General features: G+C 69.8%; 22 protein-coding genes. 11 read left to right on the forward strand and 11 right to left on the reverse strand.

All coding sequences use genetic code 11. The annotated features are described in order from the left end of the window. Positions 1-631 precede the first annotated feature (631 nt). Positions 632-3,874 carry a ribonuclease E gene (gene rne / locus EAT51_RS11220; RefSeq protein WP_130518752.1) on the reverse strand — a complete coding sequence of 1,081 codons (3,243 nt, stop codon included), beginning with the start codon at positions 3,872-3,874 and terminating at the stop codon, positions 632-634. A gap of 416 nt (positions 3,875-4,290) precedes the next feature. Here rne and EAT51_RS11225 point away from each other — a divergent pair, with 416 nt between their 5' ends. Next, the gene (locus EAT51_RS11225; RefSeq protein WP_130517986.1) at positions 4,291-5,271 is read left to right on the forward strand and encodes an RluA family pseudouridine synthase; all 981 of its coding nucleotides are present in this window, start codon (positions 4,291-4,293) and stop codon (positions 5,269-5,271) included. A gap of 81 nt (positions 5,272-5,352) precedes the next feature. On the opposite strand, the gene EAT51_RS11230 is transcribed toward EAT51_RS11225, so the two are convergent. Then, positions 5,353-6,552: a cation:proton antiporter gene (locus tag EAT51_RS11230; protein ID WP_130561618.1), complete on the reverse strand. Its 1,200-nt coding sequence runs from the start codon at positions 6,550-6,552 to the stop codon at positions 5,353-5,355. A 197-nt stretch (positions 6,553-6,749) separates the two neighbouring features. Between EAT51_RS11230 and EAT51_RS11235 the strand changes: the two genes are divergently transcribed. From EAT51_RS11235 to EAT51_RS11245, 3 genes are all read left to right on the forward strand, one after another. Next, positions 6,750-7,607, forward strand: coding sequence for a PA4780 family RIO1-like protein kinase (locus EAT51_RS11235; protein ID WP_130517991.1), 858 nt, complete (start codon positions 6,750-6,752; stop codon positions 7,605-7,607). Positions 7,608-7,699: 92 nt separating this feature from the next. Beyond that, positions 7,700-9,457 carry a M1 family metallopeptidase gene (locus tag EAT51_RS11240; RefSeq protein WP_130561619.1) on the forward strand — a complete coding sequence of 586 codons (1,758 nt, stop codon included), beginning with the start codon at positions 7,700-7,702 and terminating at the stop codon, positions 9,455-9,457. 115 nt (positions 9,458-9,572) lie between these two features. Next, positions 9,573-10,262: an SGNH/GDSL hydrolase family protein gene (locus EAT51_RS11245; protein WP_228257918.1), complete on the forward strand. Its 690-nt coding sequence runs from the start codon at positions 9,573-9,575 to the stop codon at positions 10,260-10,262. A gap of 16 nt (positions 10,263-10,278) precedes the next feature. Here the strand turns inward: EAT51_RS11245 and EAT51_RS11250 are convergent, their stop codons facing one another. The 5 genes from EAT51_RS11250 to EAT51_RS11270 form a co-directional block, all read right to left on the reverse strand. Further along, positions 10,279-10,671 (reverse strand): MliC family protein, encoded by a 393-nt coding sequence (locus EAT51_RS11250; RefSeq protein ID WP_165422706.1) that lies wholly within the window; start codon positions 10,669-10,671, stop codon positions 10,279-10,281. A gap of 314 nt (positions 10,672-10,985) precedes the next feature. Next, the gene (locus EAT51_RS11255; protein ID WP_130561622.1) at positions 10,986-11,462 is read right to left on the reverse strand and encodes a hypothetical protein; all 477 of its coding nucleotides are present in this window, start codon (positions 11,460-11,462) and stop codon (positions 10,986-10,988) included. A gap of 12 nt (positions 11,463-11,474) precedes the next feature. Beyond that, entirely contained in the window at positions 11,475-11,816 is a 342-nt protein-coding gene (locus tag EAT51_RS11260; protein ID WP_130561623.1) for a DUF6152 family protein, read from the reverse strand. A 117-nt stretch (positions 11,817-11,933) separates the two neighbouring features. Continuing rightward, complete coding sequence (locus EAT51_RS11265; protein WP_130518002.1) at positions 11,934-12,179, reverse strand: DUF2789 domain-containing protein; 246 nt, start codon at positions 12,177-12,179, stop codon at positions 11,934-11,936. Between the two features lie 69 nt (positions 12,180-12,248). Further along, positions 12,249-13,250 carry a cupin-like domain-containing protein gene (locus EAT51_RS11270; RefSeq protein ID WP_130561624.1) on the reverse strand — a complete coding sequence of 334 codons (1,002 nt, stop codon included), beginning with the start codon at positions 13,248-13,250 and terminating at the stop codon, positions 12,249-12,251. Positions 13,251-13,398: 148 nt separating this feature from the next. Between EAT51_RS11270 and EAT51_RS11275 the strand changes: the two genes are divergently transcribed. Further along, positions 13,399-13,665, forward strand: coding sequence for a DksA/TraR family C4-type zinc finger protein (locus tag EAT51_RS11275; RefSeq protein ID WP_130518006.1), 267 nt, complete (start codon positions 13,399-13,401; stop codon positions 13,663-13,665). Position 13,666: 1 nt separating this feature from the next. Here EAT51_RS11275 and EAT51_RS11280 read toward each other — a convergent pair whose 3' ends face one another. After that, positions 13,667-14,239, reverse strand: coding sequence for a mechanosensitive ion channel domain-containing protein (locus EAT51_RS11280; RefSeq protein ID WP_130518009.1), 573 nt, complete (start codon positions 14,237-14,239; stop codon positions 13,667-13,669). A gap of 282 nt (positions 14,240-14,521) precedes the next feature. Between EAT51_RS11280 and EAT51_RS11285 the strand changes: the two genes are divergently transcribed. Further along, complete coding sequence (locus EAT51_RS11285; RefSeq protein ID WP_130561625.1) at positions 14,522-14,800, forward strand: hypothetical protein; 279 nt, start codon at positions 14,522-14,524, stop codon at positions 14,798-14,800. A gap of 14 nt (positions 14,801-14,814) precedes the next feature. Here the strand turns inward: EAT51_RS11285 and EAT51_RS11290 are convergent, their stop codons facing one another. Together EAT51_RS11290 and EAT51_RS11295 are read right to left on the reverse strand one after the other, a co-directional pair. Further along, positions 14,815-15,264: a carboxymuconolactone decarboxylase family protein gene (locus tag EAT51_RS11290; RefSeq protein ID WP_130561626.1), complete on the reverse strand. Its 450-nt coding sequence runs from the start codon at positions 15,262-15,264 to the stop codon at positions 14,815-14,817. A 154-nt stretch (positions 15,265-15,418) separates the two neighbouring features. Beyond that, a complete protein-coding gene (locus EAT51_RS11295; RefSeq protein ID WP_130561627.1) occupies positions 15,419-16,294 on the reverse strand; it encodes an RNA polymerase sigma-70 factor in 876 nt (291 codons plus the stop codon). A gap of 108 nt (positions 16,295-16,402) precedes the next feature. Here EAT51_RS11295 and EAT51_RS11300 point away from each other — a divergent pair, with 108 nt between their 5' ends. The 4 genes from EAT51_RS11300 (at position 16,403) to EAT51_RS11315 (ending at position 19,397) form a co-directional block, all read left to right on the forward strand. Continuing rightward, entirely contained in the window at positions 16,403-17,968 is a 1,566-nt protein-coding gene (locus tag EAT51_RS11300) for a fumarate hydratase (RefSeq protein ID WP_130561628.1), read from the forward strand. A gap of 79 nt (positions 17,969-18,047) precedes the next feature. Next, positions 18,048-18,332 carry a hypothetical protein gene (locus EAT51_RS11305; RefSeq protein WP_130533213.1) on the forward strand — a complete coding sequence of 95 codons (285 nt, stop codon included), beginning with the start codon at positions 18,048-18,050 and terminating at the stop codon, positions 18,330-18,332. 21 nt (positions 18,333-18,353) lie between these two features. Further along, on the forward strand, positions 18,354-18,992 hold the full coding sequence (locus EAT51_RS11310; protein WP_130561629.1) for a glutathione S-transferase family protein: 639 nt from the start codon (positions 18,354-18,356) through the stop codon (positions 18,990-18,992). Positions 18,993-19,022: 30 nt separating this feature from the next. Continuing rightward, on the forward strand, positions 19,023-19,397 hold the full coding sequence (locus tag EAT51_RS11315) for a hypothetical protein (protein ID WP_130561630.1): 375 nt from the start codon (positions 19,023-19,025) through the stop codon (positions 19,395-19,397). Positions 19,398-19,400: 3 nt separating this feature from the next. On the opposite strand, the gene arsC is transcribed toward EAT51_RS11315, so the two are convergent. Further along, positions 19,401-19,781 carry an arsenate reductase (glutaredoxin) gene (gene arsC / locus EAT51_RS11320; RefSeq protein WP_130561631.1) on the reverse strand — a complete coding sequence of 127 codons (381 nt, stop codon included), beginning with the start codon at positions 19,779-19,781 and terminating at the stop codon, positions 19,401-19,403. A 218-nt stretch (positions 19,782-19,999) separates the two neighbouring features. Between arsC and EAT51_RS11325 the strand changes: the two genes are divergently transcribed. Then, on the forward strand, positions 20,000-20,488 hold the full coding sequence (locus tag EAT51_RS11325; RefSeq protein ID WP_130561632.1) for a redoxin domain-containing protein: 489 nt from the start codon (positions 20,000-20,002) through the stop codon (positions 20,486-20,488). Positions 20,489-20,495 lie beyond the last annotated feature (7 nt).

Raw genomic sequence — 20,495 nt, forward strand, 5'->3', positions numbered from 1 at the left:
AGGGCGGTAGATGCCGGTGTGGTGTCGGCGTTTGATTGCTCTGCGTGTGCGGCTTAGGCTGGGGTAGGGCGCTGGCAGAGCGCGCTTGCCAAGTGTCCCCCTGATCCGATCAATCGTCGCTCGTCATTCCCGCGAAAGCGGGAATCCATGGACGTTCGCACGCAAGCCCCAAAGTCCCTCGATTCCCGCCTTCGCGGGAATGACGGGTTGTTGGTCCGTTCGCACGGACTGTTCGTCCCTTCGCAGGGACACGCAAAAGGTCACTTAAAGCCCGCGCAAAGCAACACGGGCAGCTGGGTCCCCGCCGCAGCGAAACCTCTACCGTCGTTCCCGCGAACGCGGGAACCCAGGGACTTTTGTTCCGGACTGCAACAGGCACTGGATGGTCAGACATTCGTCTGCCAGGAAGCACTCCCCGCGTTCGCGGGAATGACGGAGTGTTGTTCCAGTCGTACGGACTGTCGGTTGCCTCATACGGGCTGGTCGTCCCCTCGCAGGGACGCGAGAACGTAAAGGCAAAGAGCCACTCAAAAAGGTCACGCAAAGCGAAACGGGCGCCTGAGGGCGCCCGTTCCGTTTCATCCCGATGCCGGGCCTGGCGATGAAGCCGGGCCCGGTCCGCGTCGCTGGCTCAGGCGCTGCGCTCGCTGTCGGTCGTGTCGCCGTGGCTGTCGTTCTGCGCGGGCGCCTGTTCGTCGGACACGCGCGGAGCGGGCGCCGGCTCGAACAGGTGGCGCGTCACCGAGCGCGGGGTCTGCGCGTCGGCGGCGAAGAACAGCGAGCCCGAGGCCGCCGCAGGCTTGGACGCCGGGGCATCGGCCGGCGTCTCGTCCTCGGTGGCCTGCGCCGTTGCCGGGGCTTCCTCGGCGGGCGGGGTCACTTCGGCCTGCGCGGACAGCTCGGGTTCGGGCGCGGTGCTGGCCACGGGGGCCTGCACCTCGGACGGCGCCTCCGCCGACGCATCGGCGGTCGGTGCGGCCGTGGTCACCGGAAGCTGCTCGGGCGCGATCTCGGCCACGACCGGAGACGGCTCGGGCTGCACTTCGACGCTGACGTGCACTTCGGGACCTGCGGGAACCGACTCAGCGGCCACCGGCTCGGTCGCCGGAACAGGAGCAGGCGTTGCCGCTTCGACGACCGGGGCGGCGCCCTCGTGGGCCGGCGCCGGCGCATCGAACGACGACGCGACCTGCGGCTCCTCGGCAGGCGCCGACGGCTTGCTGTCCGGCGCGACGGCGGCGACCACGGCAGTGGCGCTGGCCGCGGCGACCGCAGCGGTGGCGGCCTCGGTGCGCACGCGCGGCTTGGCCGCCGGCGCGGCCGGGGCGGGCGTCTCGGCGTCGTCGAAGTCGAACTCCGGCTGCGAGGACGACGGCACGACCACCGGCTCTTCCTCGCCGGCGGCATCCTGCTCGAACGCATCGCCAGCGGCCTGCTCGCCATTGCCACGACGGCGGCGGCGACCGCCGCGACGGCCGCGACGACGGCGCGGCGTGCCGTTGTCGTCGCCGGACTCGGCGCCGTCGGCGTTCAGTTCGTCCTGCTCGTCGCGCGCGTTGTCCTCGGTCTCGGCATCGGCATCGGCGGCCAGCGGCGCGGCCGGTGCGGGCTTGGGCGCTTCGGCGACCGGTTCGGTCGTCGCTGCCGGCACGGGCTGGGGCGCCTCGGCGTTCAGGCCGGCGGTCACCGCCGTGGCGGCCAGCAGCTCGGGCGTGGCCTCGACCAGCTTGGCCGGCTCGCGCGGCGGCCTGGGCGCACGCGGCTGCGCGGGCTGGGCCTGCTGCGCCGGGGCGTCCTGCTGCGGCTTGTCCTGCTGGGGCTTGGGCTGCTTGGGCGGGTTCTGGTTCTGCGCGGCCTTGGGCTGCTGCTGGGGCTGCTTGTTCTGCTGACCCTCGCCCTTGTTGCGCGGCGCCTGACCGTTGCCGGCCTGCGCCTGGCCGCCGTCCCGGTTGCCACGCGCCTCGCGGTTGTCGCGACGCGCCTGGCCGTTGCCGTTCTGCTGGCCGCCGCGGACGTTGTTGCCGCCCTGGCCGCGGTTGCCTTCATTGCCGTTGCGGCGCTGCTGACCGGTGTTGCCGCGCTCGTTGCGCGCCGGACGCGCCTCGCGCGCCGGCTGCGGCTGCGCGGCGACCGGCGCCGGGGCGCTGGCGGCGCCGAACACGCGCTTGAGCCAGCCGACCACACCGCCGGTGGCGGCGGCGACCGGCTGCGGCGCCGGGGCGACCGGCGCGGGGGCCGGTTCGACCGGAGCCGGCGCCTCGCGCTCCTGGCGGATCGGCGCGGGCTGGGCGTGCTTGACCGTGGTCACCGCCGGGGCGGCGGGGATGTTGAGCTGGGCCTTGGTCAGCGCATGCACCGGCAGCTTGCGCGGGGTGCCGCGCTGGTAGCTGGGCTTGCTCGACTCTTCGCCCAGTTCGTTCTCGCGCAGGCGGGTCACTTCGTAGTGCGGGGTGTGCAGCTGCTCGTCGGCGACGATGATGATCGGCGCATCGTGGCGCTGTTCGATCTCGCGCAGCGCGTTGCGCTTCTCGTTGAGCAGGTAGTTGGCGATCTCCAGCGGCGCCTGCACCAGGACCTGCCCGGTGTTGTCCTTCATCGCGTGCTCTTCGGCCACGCGGATGATCGACAGCGACAGCGACTCGACGCTGCGCATGCGGCCATGGCCGTCGCAGCGCGGACACACGATCTGGCTGGATTCGCCCAGGCTCGGGCGCAGGCGCTGGCGGCTCATTTCCATCAGGCCGAAGCGCGAGATGCGGCCCAGCTGGACGCGGGCGCGGTCGTACTTGAGCGCGTTCTGCAGGCGGTTCTCGACCTCGCGCTGGTGCTTGGAGGAGGACATGTCGATGAAGTCGATCACCACCAGGCCGCCCAGGTCGCGCAGGCGCAGCTGGCGGGCCACTTCCTCGGCCGCTTCGCAGTTGGTGTGGAACGCGGTCTCCTCGATGTCGCCGCCCTTGGTGGCGCGCGCCGAGTTGACGTCGATGGCGGTCAGCGCCTCGGTCTGGTCGACCACGATCGAACCGCCCGAGGGCAGGCGCACGTTGCGCTCGTAGGCGGCCTCGATCTGCGACTCGATCTGGAAGCGGTTGAACAGCGGGATGTCGTCGGTGTAGTGCTTGAGCTTGCGCAGGTTGTGCGGCATCACCTGCTGCATGAACTCCTTGGCCGTCTCGTACAGCTCGGCGGTGTCGACCAGGATCTCACCCACGTCCGAGCGCAGGTAGTCGCGCAGGGCGCGCACGATCAGGCGCGACTCCTGGTAGATCAGGAACGGCGCCGGCTTGGCCAGCGCGGCCTCGGCCACGGCCTTCCACACGCTCAGCAGGTAGTCCAGGTCCCACTGCAGCTCTTCGGCATCGCGGCCCACGCCGGCGGTGCGGATGATTACGCCCATGTCGTCGGGGATGGTCAGCGCGTCCATGGCCGCCTTCAGCGCGGCGCGGTCGTCGCCCTCGATCCGGCGCGAGACGCCGCCGGCGGTGGGCGAGTTGGGCATCAGCACCATGTAGCGGCCGGCCAGGGAGATGAACGTGGTCAGGGCCGCGCCCTTGTTGCCACGCTCGTCCTTGTCGACCTGGACCACCACTTCCTGGCCCTCGCGCAGCAGTTCGCGCAGGCCGGCCTTGTGGTGGTCGACCCCGGACTGGAAGTAGTCGCGGGAGATTTCCTTCAGCGGCAGGAAGCCGTGACGCTCGGCGCCGTAATCGACGAAGGCCGCTTCCAGGGAGGGTTCGAGCCGGGTGATGCGGCCCTTGTAGATGTTGGACTTCTTCTGTTCCTTGGAGGGCTGCTCGATATCGATGTCGTACAGCGTCTGCCCGTCCACGATCGCCACGCGCAGTTCTTCCGCCTGCGTGGCATTGATCAACATACGTTTCATTGTTGCGTTCCTCGCGCTGCTACCGCGCGGGGCGCCATGGCGTTTTGCCTCTGGAACGTTCGGCCGCCCCTCGCGCGCTGCGCGGGTGGGGCGGGTTGGAGCTTCCAGCGCTTCGACACCACGGCGGGCCGCGGGAGCGCTTTGTCATGTGTCGGTGTTGCGGGACCGTCGGCGACCGCCCGGGAAGGGCCGTTACCGCGCGGGACGTGTTCAGCTTCGGATGTCTGACGCATCCGGCGGGTGTCGGGGCCTGCCGGCGAGCCGCTAACATGGCCGCCCCGGGGGCGGTGGTCGCGCACTGTGCCGGGCTTTCGCGAGGGAAGCTGGGCTTCTGGCCCGTGTAGAACTTTCCTGCGAAATCAAACCCTTATCTCGCATCGCCGAGTGTAACAGAGAAGCTGCCGGAAATGACCGTACCGCCACGCCCCGACTCGCCGCCCGCCCGCAGTGCCGTGCGCACGGTGGTCGTGCCCGCCGACCGCGATGGCCAGCGGCTGGATAATTTCCTGCTCGGCCAGCTCAAGGGCGCCCCACGCAGCCTGGTTTACAAGCTGGTGCGCAGCGGCCAGGTCCGCGTGAACGGGGGCCGGGCCAAGGCCGAGCGCAAGCTCGCCGCCGGCGACGAGGTGCGGGTGCCCCCGGTCAGCCTGGAGGAGGTCGGGCCCAAATCGGCGCCGCCGGCCGGCTTCCTGGCGCGGATGGAGGCGGCGATCGTGTTCGAGGACGCCCGCCTGCTGGTCATCAACAAGCCCACCGGGGTGGCCAGCCACGGCGGCAGCGGCATCAGCCATGGCGCCATCGAGACCATGCGCGCCCTGCGCCCCGACCAGCCGCTGGAGCTGGTCCACCGCCTGGACCGCGACACCTCCGGCCTGCTGGTGCTGGCCAAGAAGCGCTCCGCCCTGACCGAGCTGCAGGCGCTGCTGCGCGAGGACGCCGGCCCGGCCAAGGGCATCCGCAAGCGCTACCTGACCCTGCTGACCGGGCGCCTGCCCGACGGCACCATGACCGTCGACGCACCCCTGCTGGTCGGCCTGCGCCAGGGCGGCGAGCGCCACGTTCAGGTCAACGACGGCGGCAAGCCCAGCGTCAGCCACTTCAAGGTGCTCGAGCGCCGCGGCGGCCAGTCCTACTGCGAAGTCCTGATCGAAACCGGCCGCACTCACCAGATCCGCGTCCACGCCCAGCACATCGGCCACCCGGTCGCCGGCGACGACAAGTACGGCAATCCGGAGGCGAACAAGCGCCTGCGCGAGCAGATCGGCCTCAAACGCCTGTTCTTGCACGCCGCCTCGCTGGAGTTCTCCCTCGACGGCGGCCGCACCCCGTACCTGCTCAACGCCCCGCTGGCCGACGATCTGGCCGCGGCGCTGGACGCGTTGGGCTAAGAGCAGGAGCGAGCGCAGAGCAGTGAGAAGGGAGTCAGGGCGAAAGCAATCCGCTTCTGCTCGCTCCTCACTCCTCTTCACTCACTCCTGTCGTTTCGCCAGCCGCCGCAGCCGCGGCGTGGCCATCGGGATCGAGAGCATGGTGCTCATCACGGCCATCAGCAGCAGGGCGGTGAAGGTGGCGCTGGTGATGATCGCCTTGTCCAGCAGGATGTTGGCGAAGATGATCATGATCAGGGCCTTGGTCTGCAGCAGCCAGCCGATCAGGCTGGCCTCGCCGGGCTTCCACTTCAGCAGGCGGCCGGCCAGGTGCACGCCGGCCAGCTTGCCGGCGACGGCGGCCACCAGCAGCACCAGCGCGGCCAGGAACACGGTCGCGCCACCGACGCTCCAGGCGGTGCGCAGGCCGGTGCTCAGGAAGAACACCGGCATCATTACCAGCAGCACGTTGTGGCGCAGGCGGTCCATGTCGGCCTGGTCGAACCAGTGCGCGTCGATCACCACGCCGGCCAGGAACGCGCCGACCATGAAGTGCAGGCCCGACCAGTCCGCGCCGAAGGCGCACAGCGCCAGCCAGATCAGCATGACGTACCAGCGGTCGCGCTCGCCGATCGCGCGCATCAGCCTGCGGAACAGCACGCAGGCCACGGCGAAGCTGACCAGGAAGCCGATCTGCCGGCCGATCCGCTCCCAGTCCAGCAGGACCAGGGCCAGCACGCCCCAGATGGCGATGTCGTCCAGGCTGGCATAGCGCAGGATGCGCTGGCCAATGGGCTGGCGCAGGATCGCCAGCTTCTCCATCAGCAGGATCAGGATCGGCAGGGCGGTCACCGCGCAGGCCATGCCCACGCCGGCGACGAACTGCCAGGACTGGCCCTGCGCACCGATCCAGCCCGGAAAGCGCAGCAGCCCGACCGCCGCCAGCCCGCCGAACAGCAGCGGTACGCCCAGCGCCAGGCCGGCGGTGATGCCGCTCTCGCGGCGGTTGGCCCAGGCCTGGCTGAGGTCCAGTTCGATCCCGGCGATCAGCACGAACAGCATCACCGCCCAGCCGCCCAGGCCGGTCAGGATCTGCACCACCTGCGGGGTGAACACGAATGTGTAGTAGCCCGGCAGCGCCGCGCCCAGGATGCCCGGCCCGAGCAGGATGCCGGTGATGATCTGCACCACCACCAGCGGTGCGAAGTACTCGGTACGGCCCAGCCGCCAGATCAGGAAGGGAACGCAGAAGATGATCGCCATGGCGATCAGGAACACTTCCATGGTGCTGACCGGATGCATCGGCGCTGTCGTCCCTTTGGCAGATGCCGCGAGGGCGCGGCGGTGCGCGACTGTAGGGCCAGCCTGGCCGCTGCGACAAGCCCGAGGCAGGCCGCCGGCTGTGAATCGCGATGGGATCTTCAACACCGCTCGCCCCGGGGATGCGACACTGGCACGCCCGCAACGGACCTGCGACGCAAGTCCCCTGGCATGACGCGATGAAGACTCCCCCCGGCCTGCTGGCCTTGATCGACGATGGTGTGATCGACGAGGTGCTGCGACCGCTCAAGAGCGGCAAGGAAGCCTCGGTGTACGTGGTGCGTGCCGGCGACGAGGTGCGCTGCGCCAAGGTCTACAAGGACATGGCCCAGCGCAGCTTCCAGCAGCGCGTGCAGTACCAGGAAGGGCGCAAGGTGCGCGGCAGCCGCGAGGCCCGCGCCATGGGCAAGGCGACCAAGTACGGCCGCAAGCAGGCCGAGGTCGCCTGGAAGAACACCGAGGTCGATGCGCTCTACCAGCTGCGCGACGCCGGTGTGCGCGTGCCCGAACCCTTCGGCTACTTCCACGGCGTGCTGGTGATGGAGCTGGTGACCGATGCCGAGGGCTTCAGCGCCCCGCGCCTGGGCGAGGTCGAACTGGAAGCCGACCAGGCGCGCGCGTTCCACGCCGTGCTGATGCGCCAGGTGGTGCGCATGCTGTGCTGCGGCCTGATCCACGGCGATCTGTCCGAGTACAACGTGCTGGTCGGCCCCGACGGCCCGGTGGTGATCGATTTCCCGCAGGTGGTCAGCGCCGGCGGCAACAACGCGGCGCGGCGCATGCTGCTGCGCGACGTCAACAATCTCACCGCCAGCCTGGGACGCTGGGCGCCGGAGCTGCTGGACACCTGGTATGGCGAGGAGATGTGGGCGCTGTTCGAGGCCGGTGCGCTGCAGCCGGACACGGTGCTGACCGGCGAGTTCACGCCCGATACGCGCACCGCCGATCTGGACGGCGTGCGCGAGGCGATCAACGAGGCGCGGATGGAGGCCATGATCCGCCAGCAGGGGCGCGAGGCCGCGGCCGAAGACGATTGAGCCGGGCATCCCGGCGGGCATGACTTCGGATGGATGCAGTGGCGGCGGTTTGCTGGCACGCTGCGCCGGTTTCCCTTTCCGCCAGGCCTGCCATGTCCCGTTCCCGTCTGCTCGTCTCCACCCTGGCGCTTGCGCTGGCCTGCGTGTCCCAGGCGCACGGCGCCGAGCTCAGTCCCGTGACCAAGCAGACCGGCCTGCCGCGCACGCCGGAGCAGCTGGCGGTGAGCTTCGAGCACGCCGACCTGGGCTTCAAGGTGATTCCCGACCAGCGCCGGATCGAGGGCGATGCGACGCTGACCTTCAAGGCGATCTCCCCGCGGCAGGCGCTGGTGGTCGATCTGGATCCGGAATATGCGGTCAGCCGGGTCGAGGTGGACGGCAAGCCGGTGGCCCGCGAGGCCTGGCAGAACCCCGAAGGCCGCATGCGCGTGACCCTGCCGCGGCAGGTGCCGGCCGGGGGCAGCGTCCAGCTGCGCGTGGTCTATGCGGGCCAGCCGCACGTGGCCAAGCGCGCGCCGTGGGACGGCGGCTTCGTCTGGGCGACCGCGCCCACCGGTGAGCCGTGGGTGGCCTCGGCCATCCAGGGCGAAGGCTGCGATTTGCTGTGGCCGTGCATCGACCATCCGCAGGGCGAGCCCGCGCTGGTGGACGAGCACATCACCGTGCCCGCGCCGCTGGTGGCGCCGGGCAACGGCGTGTTCATCGGCATGCAGGAGCGCAACGGCTGGCGCACCTACCACTGGCGCGCCAAGAACCCGGACACCTACGCCATCGCCCTGGACGTGGGCCCGTACGAGCAGCTCAGCGGCAGCTACAAGAGCCGCTATGGCAACACCATCCCGCTGGCCTACTGGTATCTGAAGGGCGACAAGGACGCGCAGGCCAAGGCGCTGTTCGATGAGCTGCCCAAGATGCTGGACTTCTTCGAGAGCCAGATCGGCCCGTATCCGTTCGGCGACGAGAAGGTCGGTGTGGTGCAGACCCCGCACCTGGGCATGGAACACCAGACCATCAACGCCTACGGCAACGACTACAAGAAGGACAAGTACGGCTACGACTGGCTGATGCAGCACGAGTTCTCGCACGAGTGGTTCGGCAACCAGCTGACCAACGCCGACTGGGACGACATGTGGCTGCACGAGGGCTTCGGCAGCTATATGCAGCCGCTGTACCTGCAGTACCTGCGCGGCGAGATGGACTACCACGCCGCGCTGCTGGACCAGCGCGCCGCGGTGACCAACCGCGTGCCGATCGTCAGCGGCAAGTCGCAGACCGAGGAGGCGGTCTACAACCGCGAGCACGGCGCAGGCCTGGACATCTATTACAAGGGCTCGCTGATGCTGCACACGCTGCGCTCGCTGATCGGCGACGAGGCGTTCTTCACCTCGATCCGTCTGGCGGTGTACGGCAGCGCGCATCCGCGCCCGGGCCATTTCAAGCCGCGCTATGTCTCGACCAGGGATTACATCGACATCGTCAACAAGGTCACCGGCAAGGACTACAGCTGGTTCTTCGACGTGTACCTGTATCGCGCCGCGCTGCCGGAGCTGATCGCCGAGCGCGATGCCGGCGGCCTGTCGCTGAGCTGGAAGACGCCGGACGACCTGCCGTTCCCGATGCCGGTGGACGTGCGCATCGGCCCCAACAGCGGGCGCACCGTCACCGTGCCGATGACCGACGGCCGCGGCCATGTCGCGCTGCAGGACAACGACCTCTACACGCTGGACCCGCAGTCCAAGCTGCTGCGCGAGGAACCGCGCTTCGCTGCGGCGGTCAAGGATGCGGCCGAGCGCAAGGCGGCGGCGGACAAGGCCGCGGCCGACAAGAAGACGGACAAGCCCAAGCCCTGATCGGACGCGCCGGCACGAGGCGATAGACTGGTCCGCATGACATGCCTGGGAGGGACTCATGTTCAAGCGCGTATTGCCTCGTGCCGGCCTGCCGGTGTTCCTGTTGATCGCCGCGATGAGCGGTAACGTCTACGCGCAGACGCCCAGCGCCGAGCAGGTGCAGGCCATGCAGCGGCAACTGGCCGACTGGCCGCAGCTGTCGCGCTATCGCGATGAGAATGCGGCGCTGGCCGCGCCCGGTAAGCGGCGCGTGGTGTTCTTCGGCGATTCGATCACCGAAGGCTGGGGAAAGACCGGAAGCGAGACGTTCTTCCCGGGCAAGCCCTACGTGAACCGCGGCATCTCCGGGCAGACCACGCCGCAGATGCTGGTGCGCTTCCGCCAGGACGTGATCGATCTCAAGCCCGCCGTGGTGGTGATCCTGGCCGGTACCAACGATATCGCCGGCAATACCGGGCCGGCCACGCCGCAGATGATCCAGGACAACCTGGCCTCGATGGCGCAGCTGGCCAAGGCCAACGGCATCGCCGTGGTGCTGGCCTCGGTGCTGCCGGCCAGCGACTACCCGTGGAAGCCCGGCCTGCAGCCGGCGCCGAAGATCCGCGCGCTCAACGACTGGATCAGGCAGTACGCCCAGCGCACCGGCGCGGTGTATCTGGACTACTACAGAGCGCTGGACAACGGGCAGGGTGGCCTGGATGCGAAGGTCTCCGGCGACGGCGTGCATCCCAACGCGGCCGGCTATGCGGTGATGGCGCCGCTGGCCCAGGCGGCCGTGCAGCGCGCGCTGCAGCACGCGCGCTGACCCAGGCTGCGGTCCGTCAGCGCTGTGGCGCTTCCGGCGGGAGTGCCGTGCAGGTCTTGTCGTGGGGGTCCTGGGCGAGCGTCAGCGTCGCCCGGTCCATGCCCTTGGCCCAGAAGGCGTTGCCGGCATCGTCGGCGTAGCGCGCGCCATCGGCGGCGAGGGCGGGCTTGAGCACCAGCAGACGTGCGTCCAGCGTCACTTCAGCACGTGCCTGGCCAAAGAAGGCCACGGCGATGTGGGTGCCCTCGCAGTCGTAGTCGGCGTGCTGGATCGGCGTGTCGGGCGGTGAGGCGTCCGGCGCTGTCTGCGGCGATGGAGCGGGAGCGGCGACTTCCGGGGTCTTTGTTGGCGTGCAGGCGGCCAGGGCCGCGGACAAGGCGATGGGTGCCTGCAGGATCAGGGATCGCAACGCGGAGCGCTCCTGCCGCCGTTGCGGCATATCGAACCAGGGTCCAGCCTAGCCGGGCCTGCCTGGCGCAGGATGATTGGTGGATGAAGCGGGCTGGATCGTGCGCGGGGCTGAAGTTCGGGCGGCAAACAGGCTTCTGTCTTGCTTCACCCGCTGATCCGCCGCTTCTTCAGGTCGTCATTCCCGCGAAGGCGGGAATCCAGCTGTTGCCTTTGCCGTTGTTTCGCGCGCCTCGCACCAAGCAACCCGCGACCTGATCCAACCCCCTCCCGGCCTCCCCCTGCTGCGCAAGGGGAGGGGCGGAGCGCGCGGGCTCAGGTGTAGGCGATCATCCGGCCGGCGACCAGGATGGTCGGCCACCCCAGCAACGAGAGCGCGGCCATCGCGCGTCCCAGCGGCGGCGGGCGATAGCGCCAGGCTTGCAACCTTCCGCCGAAGCACAGGCGGAAGGCCAGCGCGTTGATCACCGCCACGGCGATGGCGATCAGCTTGAACTGCATCATGCGGTTGCCGAGCAGGGCGGTGGCGTCGGCGCTGAACAGCATCACCCCGGTGACCACCAGCACCAGCAGCCCGACGATGCCCAGCGGCGTGAGCAGGCGCGAGACATGTTCCACCTCCAGCCGCCGGCCGAAGCCCAGCAGGCGCAGATCGAGCAGGCCGATGCTGCCGAGCAGCAGCACCAGCCCGCCCAGATGCAGCACATTGGCGAAGGGGTAGCCCCAGCCGGCCCGCATCCACTGGCCCAGCGCGGAGGCTTCCAGCTGCTGGGCCCAGGCCATCACGTCCATGGCGCTGCGAGATCAGCGCAGTTCGATGGTCTTGCCGTCCACGGTGATGCGTTCGGCGCGCAACTCGGCCGTGCCGTCCAGGCGCGGATAGCCTTCGATCATGACGGTCTTGCCGACCACGAGCGCGCCGTCCGGCAGGCCGCGCGAGGTCATGCGGCTGATCGGCGCCAGCACCGCGTTCCAGCGCTTGCCCTGGTAGTCGACGCCGACTTCGGCGTGCGGGTTGCGGTACTGCACCTGGGCGAGCGGTGCGGAGATCTTCAAGGTCTTGTTGGCGTCATAGCTGCTCCAGCCGTGGTGGGCCAGGGCGGGCAGGGCGATGAGCGCGGCGAGCAACACGGGCAGACGACGCATGGCGCAACTCCGGGCGGTGTCGGGTGTGTGCCGGTGATAGCACGCGTGCGCTTGGGTTCCTGGCAAATGCGCCGCTGCGGGCATGACAATCAGGTCAGGCCCGGATCGCCTGAGGATTCAGGCCTCGGGCGTGGCGTGCAGGGCGACATTGAGCTGGTCGACCACCACCGCCCAGTCGGCATCGTCGATGCGTTCCTCGCGCAGCAGCTGGGCCTGGGCCGGCGACCAGAACGGGGCCTCCTCCAGACGCATCGCATCGGGCAGCGGCGCGTGTTCGGCGATGAAGGCGCGGATGCTGCGCTCGTCCGAGGCCAGGCCGAGCTGAGCGAACAGTTCGGAAAAGGGATGGACGGTCTGTTCCATGGTCAAGCTCCGCAAGGTGAAAGGAGAGGGTGACGGCGCCGGCGTCAACGCGGGATCAGCGCCCGGGGCCTAGAGCGAATTGGCGATGCGCTGGCGCAAGGCCGCCAGGGCCTGCGCATCAAGCGCGCCCAGCACGCCGCGCCTGGCTTCCGGGATATGCGCGGCCGGGTCTTCCTCGCCGAAGACGTAGTGCTCCAGCAGCGCCCGCCAGGCCTGACGCTCGTGCGTGGGCAGGCCGGCGAAGGCCAGGCGCGCATGCAGCAGCGCCACGATCCCGGGGCTCGGCGCACGGCCATCGGCCAGGGGCGGCTGCCACCAGAAGTTCACCAGCGCGTTCAGGCGCTCCAGCGAGGCGACGTGGTGCCACCACAGCGGCGGCAGGTACAGCGCATCGCCGGGCGCCAGTTCGGCGACCAAGGCGTGTTCGCGCGCCTGGGCCAGGCGCGGGAACTGCGCCGTGTCATCGTCCAGGTCGGCCAGACTGATCGCCGCGCCGGTCGGCGCGAAGTCCAGCGGGCCGATGTAGAGATTGCGCACCTGCTCGGGCGCGAACACGCTGAAACGCCGCCGCCCGCAGACCACCACGGCGATGTTGTGGAAGGCGTCGAAGTGCGCCGGCGTGGTGACCCGGTTACCCAGCCACAGCCGCGGCGCGATGGTGGCCGGCAGGCCCTCGATCGCATGGTCGGCCAGCAGGCCGGGCAGGCAGCCGGCGATCGGTGCGCTCTGCAGGGCCACGCCGTGTACCGGGCCTTCGCAGCGGCTGTACTGCGCCAGCCGGGTCAGCACATCGGTCACCGACACCTTGAAGTGCTGGTAGTTGAAGCCCTCCAGCGTGGCGTCGTAGCCGACCAGGCCGTTGGCCTCCGGCGGCATCAGCAGCGTGTCCACCGCCGCGCCGCTGTCGTGCGCGGCCAGCAATTTGGCGAACTCGGTGTCCGAGCGCCGCGCCGCCTGCACCATCGGCCAGTGCGCGCACAGGCCGCGCAGGACCAGCGGCGTGCCGCGCTCGACCAGCATCGCCGGGTCGACTGCGCCGGCGTCGCGGACTTCTTCGATGGCAGACGACATGCGCGGGCGGCCCGGCGGCGGTGGAGCCGTGCATGCTAGCGAAACCGCACCGATCCGGCCGGGCGCGGGCGTCTGGCCCGCGCGGCTCGCTGCGGATTCATCTGGATCGGCGTAGGGTCGGGGACTCGTCCACAGGCAGGAGACGGCCATGGCCACCGGTTGGGCCAACGATGGCGCGGTGCAGGACCAGATCGATGCGACGGTGAAGGACGCGATCCAGCGCGCCCGCAGCCAGTTGCCCAGCGGTCCCGGGCTGACCCATTGCGAAGAATGCGATGCCCCGATCCCGAAGGCGCGGCGCGACGCCATTCCCGGCGTGCGCCTGTGCGTGCAATGCCAGGCGGCGCACGATGCCGAACAGAAGTCCGCCAGCGGCTACAACCGCCGCGGCAGCAAGGACAGCCAGCTGCGCTGAGTCAGCTGCCGGCGATGCGCTGCGCGTCGCGCCAGCGGCGGATGCCGCGCTGGAAGAACCAGTTGTTGGGCACCTGCACGGACGTGGCCGGTGCGCCGTCGCCGGCCGCTTCCTCCTGCAACGTGGTGTAGAGCAGGTTGACGTCGATCACCTTGCCCTTGATGCCGGGCTTCTCGCCGTTCTCGAGCAGTTCCACCGTTTCGTACAGGCGGAACGGACGCACGATGAAGATCAGGAACGTGCAGAAGATATTGGACAGCACGCTCCACGCGGCGAAGAAGGCCACCGCGCCCACCGTCGCAAAGCCGGTGAACGCCGTCCACAGCACGGTGCCCGACACGCCAAGACGCTCCAGGATCAGCAGCGTGGCCGCCATCAGCAGCACGGTGTTGAGCACCCGGCGCACGCCCATGGCCAGTTCGGGCGGCAGGTCGTAGCGTGCCGCGGCGCGGCCGATCAGGCGCTTGAGCAGCAGCTGCAGCAGCCGCGTCAGCAGCAGGATCAGCAGGACCTGCGCGACGGGCAGGATCACGCCCAGCCAGTCCTGCAGCAGCGGGGGAAACGGGATCTTCATCTTCGGCACAACGGATCGCACAAGCGGTCGACCATGATGCCAACCCTGCACAGGGCCGGCAAAGCTGGCGATCGCGGGTCCGCTGCGCACACCGGCGCGAGGCTGCGCCGGTGTGCCAGCATGAAGCTCACTCGGTGATCGGTGTGCCGATCGGGCCCTAGCGCCGTCCCCACGCCCACGCAGCGCCCATCACGAAGACGCGGCGTTGCAGGCCGATGGCCTTGTGTGAACGCAAGGCCGACCCGCGCTGCAGCCGGGCGCGGCGACGGGCACAATCGGACGATGCGCCACGTGCTCCCCCTGTTCTGCAATGCCCTGGCCCTGCTGCTGTTCGGCATCGGATTGACCGGGCCTCTGGTGCCCAAGGGCGGCACGCCCGGCTGGTGGGTCCTGATGTGCTTCGGCGCCGCGCCGATCGCGCTGCTGTTCGTCTGCGGCTATGCCGCGCGCGGCTGGCCGGCGCGGATCGCCTTCGTGCTGCAGGGCGCGGTGCTGCTGGCGGTACTGCTGGCGATCCTGTCGATCCAGGCCGGCGCGTTTGGACTGCCGCCGCCGCGCTGACGGCGGCGGGCGCCTCACGGCATCTGCGGCTGCAGGCCCACGCCGAGCCGGTTCCAGGCGTTGATGGTGGCCACGGCCATGGTCAGGGTGGCGATGGCTTCCTCGTCGAAGTGCGCCTGCAGCGCCTGGTACGCGGCCTCTTCCGCTTGGCCCGAGGGCAGGGTGGTCAGGCCCTCGGCCCAGGCCAGCGCGGCGCGCTCGCGGGCGTCGAACAGGCGGCTGTCGCGCCAGGCCGCCACGGTGTCGAGCTTGCGCGGCTCCACGCCGGCCTTGCGCAGCGCCGTGGCATGCATGTCCAGGCAATAGGCGCAGCCGTTGAGCTGCGAGACGCGCAGGAACACCAGCTCCACCAGCGTGTGTTCGAGCACGCCCGCGTGGACGTGCTGGCTGAGCGTCAGCAGCGCCTGGGTGGCCTTGGGCAGATGGCGGGTGTAGTCGATGCGGGCGAAGGTGGTAGCGCTCATGCGCAAGATCCTTTCAGCGTGGCGACCGACAGGGCCGCCTTCGCTGCAAGGACGCGCCAGAGGTGGCTCGCGTGACAGCTCCCGCATCTCCTTCCGCACAGGGAGGTCGAACAAGATCATCGCCCGGTTTGAACTCGGACGCGCGCAGTGGGCGCTACGGGCGGCCCGCCTGGACCGCCACGGCGGCCAGCTTGTCCGGATTCATCAGGGTCAGGATGTCGCTGATGCGCTCGCCGTCGCTGACCAGCATGGTCAATGAATGCAGCCGGCCGTCCGCGAAGCGCAGGATCGCCGGCTCGCCATCGACCCAGCCCACGCGCGCCTCCACCTGCGCGCCGCGCCGGGCGATGGCCCCATACAGCCGCGCGATGCGCTCGGCGCCCAGCAGCGGGCGCAGCGCGGCGGTGACCTTGCCGCCGCCGTCGGACACCAGCCGCGCATCGGCGCGCAGCAACGCGGCGATGGCCGCCTGGTCGCCGGACTGCGAGGCGGCCATGAACTTTTCCAGCAGGCGGCGATGGCGTTTGGCCGGCACCTCGAACCGCGCGCGCCCGGCCTGCAGCCGCGCGCGGGCCCGGTGCACCAGTTGCCGGCAGTTGGCCTGGCTGTGGCCCAGCAGCGCGGCGATCGCCTCGTAGTCGTAGTCGAACACTTCCTTGAGCAGGAAGGCCGCGCGCTCGTCCGGCCCCAGCCGCTCCAGCAGCGCCATCAGGGCCCAGGACACCGATTCGGCCTGCTCGGCGCGTTCGGCCGGGTCGGGCGCCAGCGCCACCTGCAGCGGCTCGGGCAGCCATGGGCCGACGTAGTCGATGCGGGCGTTGCGCACCGCGCGCAGCCGGTCCAGCGCCAGGCGGGTGGTGGCGGTGACCAGCCAGGCCTCCTCGTCGCGGATCTCCTTCTGCGCCGCGCCCTGCCAGCGCAGCCAGGCCTCCTGGACCACGTCCTCGGCCTCGGCGCGGCTGCCCAGCAGGCGATGGGCCAGCGCCAACAGGCGGGAACGGTGCGTTTCGAAACGGATGGCGGGTCGCATGAGTCCCAGGACGCGGGAGCGGGCGCCGGTGTGACAGCGGGGCCGGCGCGGCAGTTTGGCCTAAAATGTCCCGATTCCTCACTCCCCACCGCTAGCGTCGAGCCAGCCATGAACCTCCACACCCATGCCGCCCCGCCGGCGTCCACCGCGCCGGTGTCGATCCGGCAGGAAGACCTGATCCAGTCCGTGGCCGATGCGCTGCAGTACATCAGCTACTACCACCCGGTGGACTACATCAAGAACCTCGCCGCCGCCTACGAGCGCGAGGAGTCGCCGGCCGCCAAGGACGCCATCGCCCAGATCCTGATCAACTCGCGCATGTGCGCCGAAGGCCACCGCCCGATCTGCCAAGACACCGGCATCGTCACCGTGTTCCTCGAGATCGGCATGAACGTGCGCTGGGACGACGCCACGATGGGCGTGGAGGACATGGTCCACGAGGGCGTGCGCCGCGCCTACAACGACCCGGACAACAAGCTGCGCGCCAGCGTGCTGGCCGATCCGGCCGGCAAGCGCATCAACACCCGCGACAACACGCCGGGCGTGGTCAACGTCAAGGTGGTGCCGGGCAACAAGGTGGAGGTGATCGTGGCGGCCAAGGGCGGCGGCTCGGAGGCCAAGTCCAAGTTCGCCATGCTCAACCCGTCCGACTCGATCGTGGACTGGGTGCTCAAAACCGTGCCCACCATGGGCGCCGGCTGGTGCCCGCCGGGCATGCTGGGCATCGGCATCGGCGGCACCGCCGAGAAGGCGATGCTGCTGGCCAAGGAAGCGCTGATGGAGCCCATCGACATCGTCGACCTGCAGGCCCGCGGTGCCTCCAACCGCGCCGAGGAGCTGCGCCTGGAGCTGTACGAGAAGGTCAACGCGCTGGGGATCGGCGCCCAGGGCCTGGGCGGCCTGACCACGGTGCTGGACATCAAGGTCAAGGACTATCCGACCCACGCGGCCAACCTGCCGGTGGCCTTGATCCCCAACTGCGCCGCCACCCGCCACGCCCACTTCACCCTGGACGGCAGCGGTCCGGTGATGCTCGACCCGCCCTCGCTGGAGGACTGGCCGACGCTGACCTACAACCCGCAGGGCGCGCGTCGCGTGGACCTGGACACCATCACCGCCGAGGAGGTCACCACCTTCAAGCCCGGCGAGGTGCTGCTGCTCAACGGCAAGCTGCTCACCGGCCGCGATGCCGCGCACAAGCGCATGGTGGACATGCTCAACCGCGGCGAGACGCTGCCGGTGAACCTCAAGGGCCGCTTCATCTACTACGTCGGACCCGTAGACCCGGTGCGCGATGAGGTCGTCGGCCCGGCCGGCCCGACCACGGCCACGCGCATGGACAAGTTCACCCGGCAGATGCTTGAGCAGACCGGCCTGCTGGGCATGGTCGGCAAGGCCGAGCGCGGCCCGGCGGCGATCGAGGCCATCCGCGACAACAAGGCCGTCTATCTGATGGCGGTCGGCGGCTCGGCCTATCTGGTGTCCAAGGCGATCAAGGCCGCGCGCGTGCTGGCCTTCGAGGACCTGGGCATGGAGGCGATCTACGAATTCGAGGTCAAGGACATGCCGGTCACCGTGGCGGTGGACGCCACCGGCGAGTCGGTGCACAAGACCGGGCCGCGCCAGTGGCAGGCAAGGATCGGCAAGATTCCTGTGGTGGTCGAACCGGCGTAAGCGCTGCGGCGCCAACGCGTGCAGGACAGCAGGGCCGGCGTGCATACTCCGGCCCTGTTCGTTTGCGGCAGGAGGGGTGGTGAAAGCATGGATCCTGGCGGCGTGTCTGCCGCTGCTCGCCGCCTGCGCCAGCACTGATCCCGGCGTGTCCGAGACCACGTTGCTGCGCCCGGCCACCCCGCAAGGCCAGGCCTGCGCGCGCCAGTGCGACACGCTGCGCGCGGCCTGCACCGGCGCGCCGATGCACAGCGCGCCCGCCACGCTCGGCGGCGCCCGCTCCGATCCCAAGCCGACGGCGGCCTCCTGCGCCACCACGCACCGCGACTGCGTGCTGGACTGCGGCGGCCGCCTGGTCGGCGACTGACCATCCCAGCCAGACCATCCCATGACCGACGCCGTTCTCTACTACAGCCCCAGCACCGCCAGCCTGGTCGTGCATTGGCTCCTGATCGAACTGGACATCCCTCACCGGCTGGAGCTGGTCGATTTCGACACCCGCGCGCAGCGATCGCCCGAATACCTCCGGCTCAACCCGCAGGGCCGCGTGCCCACGCTGGTGCTGGACGGGCAGGTCCTGACCGAGTCGGCCGCCATCGTCATGCACCTGGCCGAGCTGCATCCGCAGGCCGGGCTGGCCCCGGCCGTGGGCACCCCGGAGCGGGCCGCGTACTACCGCTGGCTGTTCTTCTGCGCCTACACGCTGATGCCGGCGTATCGCAGCTGGTTCTACCCGGACGAACCGGCGGGCGAGGTCAACATCGAACCGGTCAAGGCCGCCGCGCGCGTTGCGCTTGAGTACGCCTGGCAGCAGGTGGCCGACCATCTGGAAGCCAACGGCCCCTACCTGCTGGGCGAGCAGCGCAGCGCGGCCGATTTCGTGCTGACCATGCTGATGCGCTGGTCGCGCTATATGCCGCGGCCCACCGACGAGTGGCCGGCGCTCAAGGCCTATGCGGCGCGGATGAAGGCCTTGCCGTCCTTCCACGAGACCTACCGCCGCGAAGGCATCACCGACTGGCAATAGATCCGGTCCGTTGCCACAGGGAGGGTGACGATGGGAAACGGTCTGTCGATTCGTGCCGTGGCGATCCTGCTGTGCGCCGCGACGCTGAGCGGTTGCTGGGCCGACAAGGTGCATCGGCCGGCCAGTGCGGCCGGTGCCCTCTGTGCCGAGCAGTGCGACCAGCAGCGCCTGCAGTGCAATAACGCGGCAGAGTCCTCGGCGCTGAGCGCGCGGGGCAGTTGCCAGGCGCAGCGGGATCACGTCGAGCAACGGTGCTCGCCGTGGGTGAAGGATGCCGACAAACAGCGCTGCCAGCGAGCGAACAATCCGGGCGGCCCGACATGCATTGATCCCAGTCCCGATTACGCCAGCTGCACCAGCACCTGGCGCGGCTGCATCACCTCGTGCGGCGGCTGGTTCGAATAACCCTCAGTCAGTCAACAGCGTCAGCACCTGCTCCGGCGGTCGGCACAGCCGCGTCCCGCGTCCGGTGATCACGATGGGGCGGTTGATCAGCACCGGATGGCGCAGCATGGCCTCGATCAGCCCCGCGTCGTCGATGCCCGGATCGTCCAGGCCCAGCTGCGCGTACTCGGGCTCCTTGCGGCGCATGAGTTCGCGCAGGGGCTGGCCGGTGGCCGCCAGCGTCGCGGTCAGCGTGGCCCGATCCGGCGGGTCGTTGAGGTAGTCGACGATATGCGGCTCGATGCCGGCCTGGCGGATCAACTCCAGCGCCCCGCGCGAATTGCCGCAGCGCGGGTTGTGCCAGATCACCACGGTCTGCGGATCATGGCTCGGCGTCTGGCTCATCGCGCGCCGCCCCCGCGCAGCCGTGCGGAACGCGGTGGCTCGGTGCCGGGATCGTGCATCGCGGAGTTCCTTGAGAAAGCCTGGGACGGCCGACCATTCTACGTGCGGCCAGGGAGAGGTCCGCGCCGAACGGGCGCGCGACCAGTCCGGTCTTCCTGACGCCATGTTTCCAGTCGCTGCGCGACAGTGGGTCACATCCGGTCGACAGGAGCGCTGCCATGTCCGCCTCAGACAGTTCCGACGCCATTCTCCCGGCCGGCACGCAGGCGCCGGATTTCAGTCTCAATGCCACACCCGACCAGGCGCTCGCGCTGCATGAGCTGCGCGGCCGGCCGGTCGTGCTGGTGTTCTATCCGGCGGACTGGAGCCCGGTCTGCGGCGACGAGCTGGCGCTGTTCAACGCCGCCCTCCCGTTGATCGCCAAGTCCAGGGCCACGGTGCTCGGCATCTCGGTGGACAGTGTCTGGTGCCACCAGGCCTTCATCGCCGACCGCAAGCTGGGGTTCGAGCTGCTGTCGGACTTCGAACCCAAGGGCGCCGTCGCCCGACGCTACGGCGCCTACGATGCCGAGCACGGCTACTGCAAGCGCGCCCTGTTCGTGATCGATGCACAGGGCACGATCGCCTGGAGCTATCTCTCGCCCACCGCAATCAATCCCGGCGTGGACGGCGTCCTGGACGCGCTCGACGCCCTGCCCAGAGGCTGAAGGCCGA

Source organism: Pseudoxanthomonas winnipegensis, assembly GCF_004283755.1.
Taxonomy (GTDB): Bacteria; Pseudomonadota; Gammaproteobacteria; order Xanthomonadales; family Xanthomonadaceae; genus Pseudoxanthomonas_A; species Pseudoxanthomonas_A winnipegensis.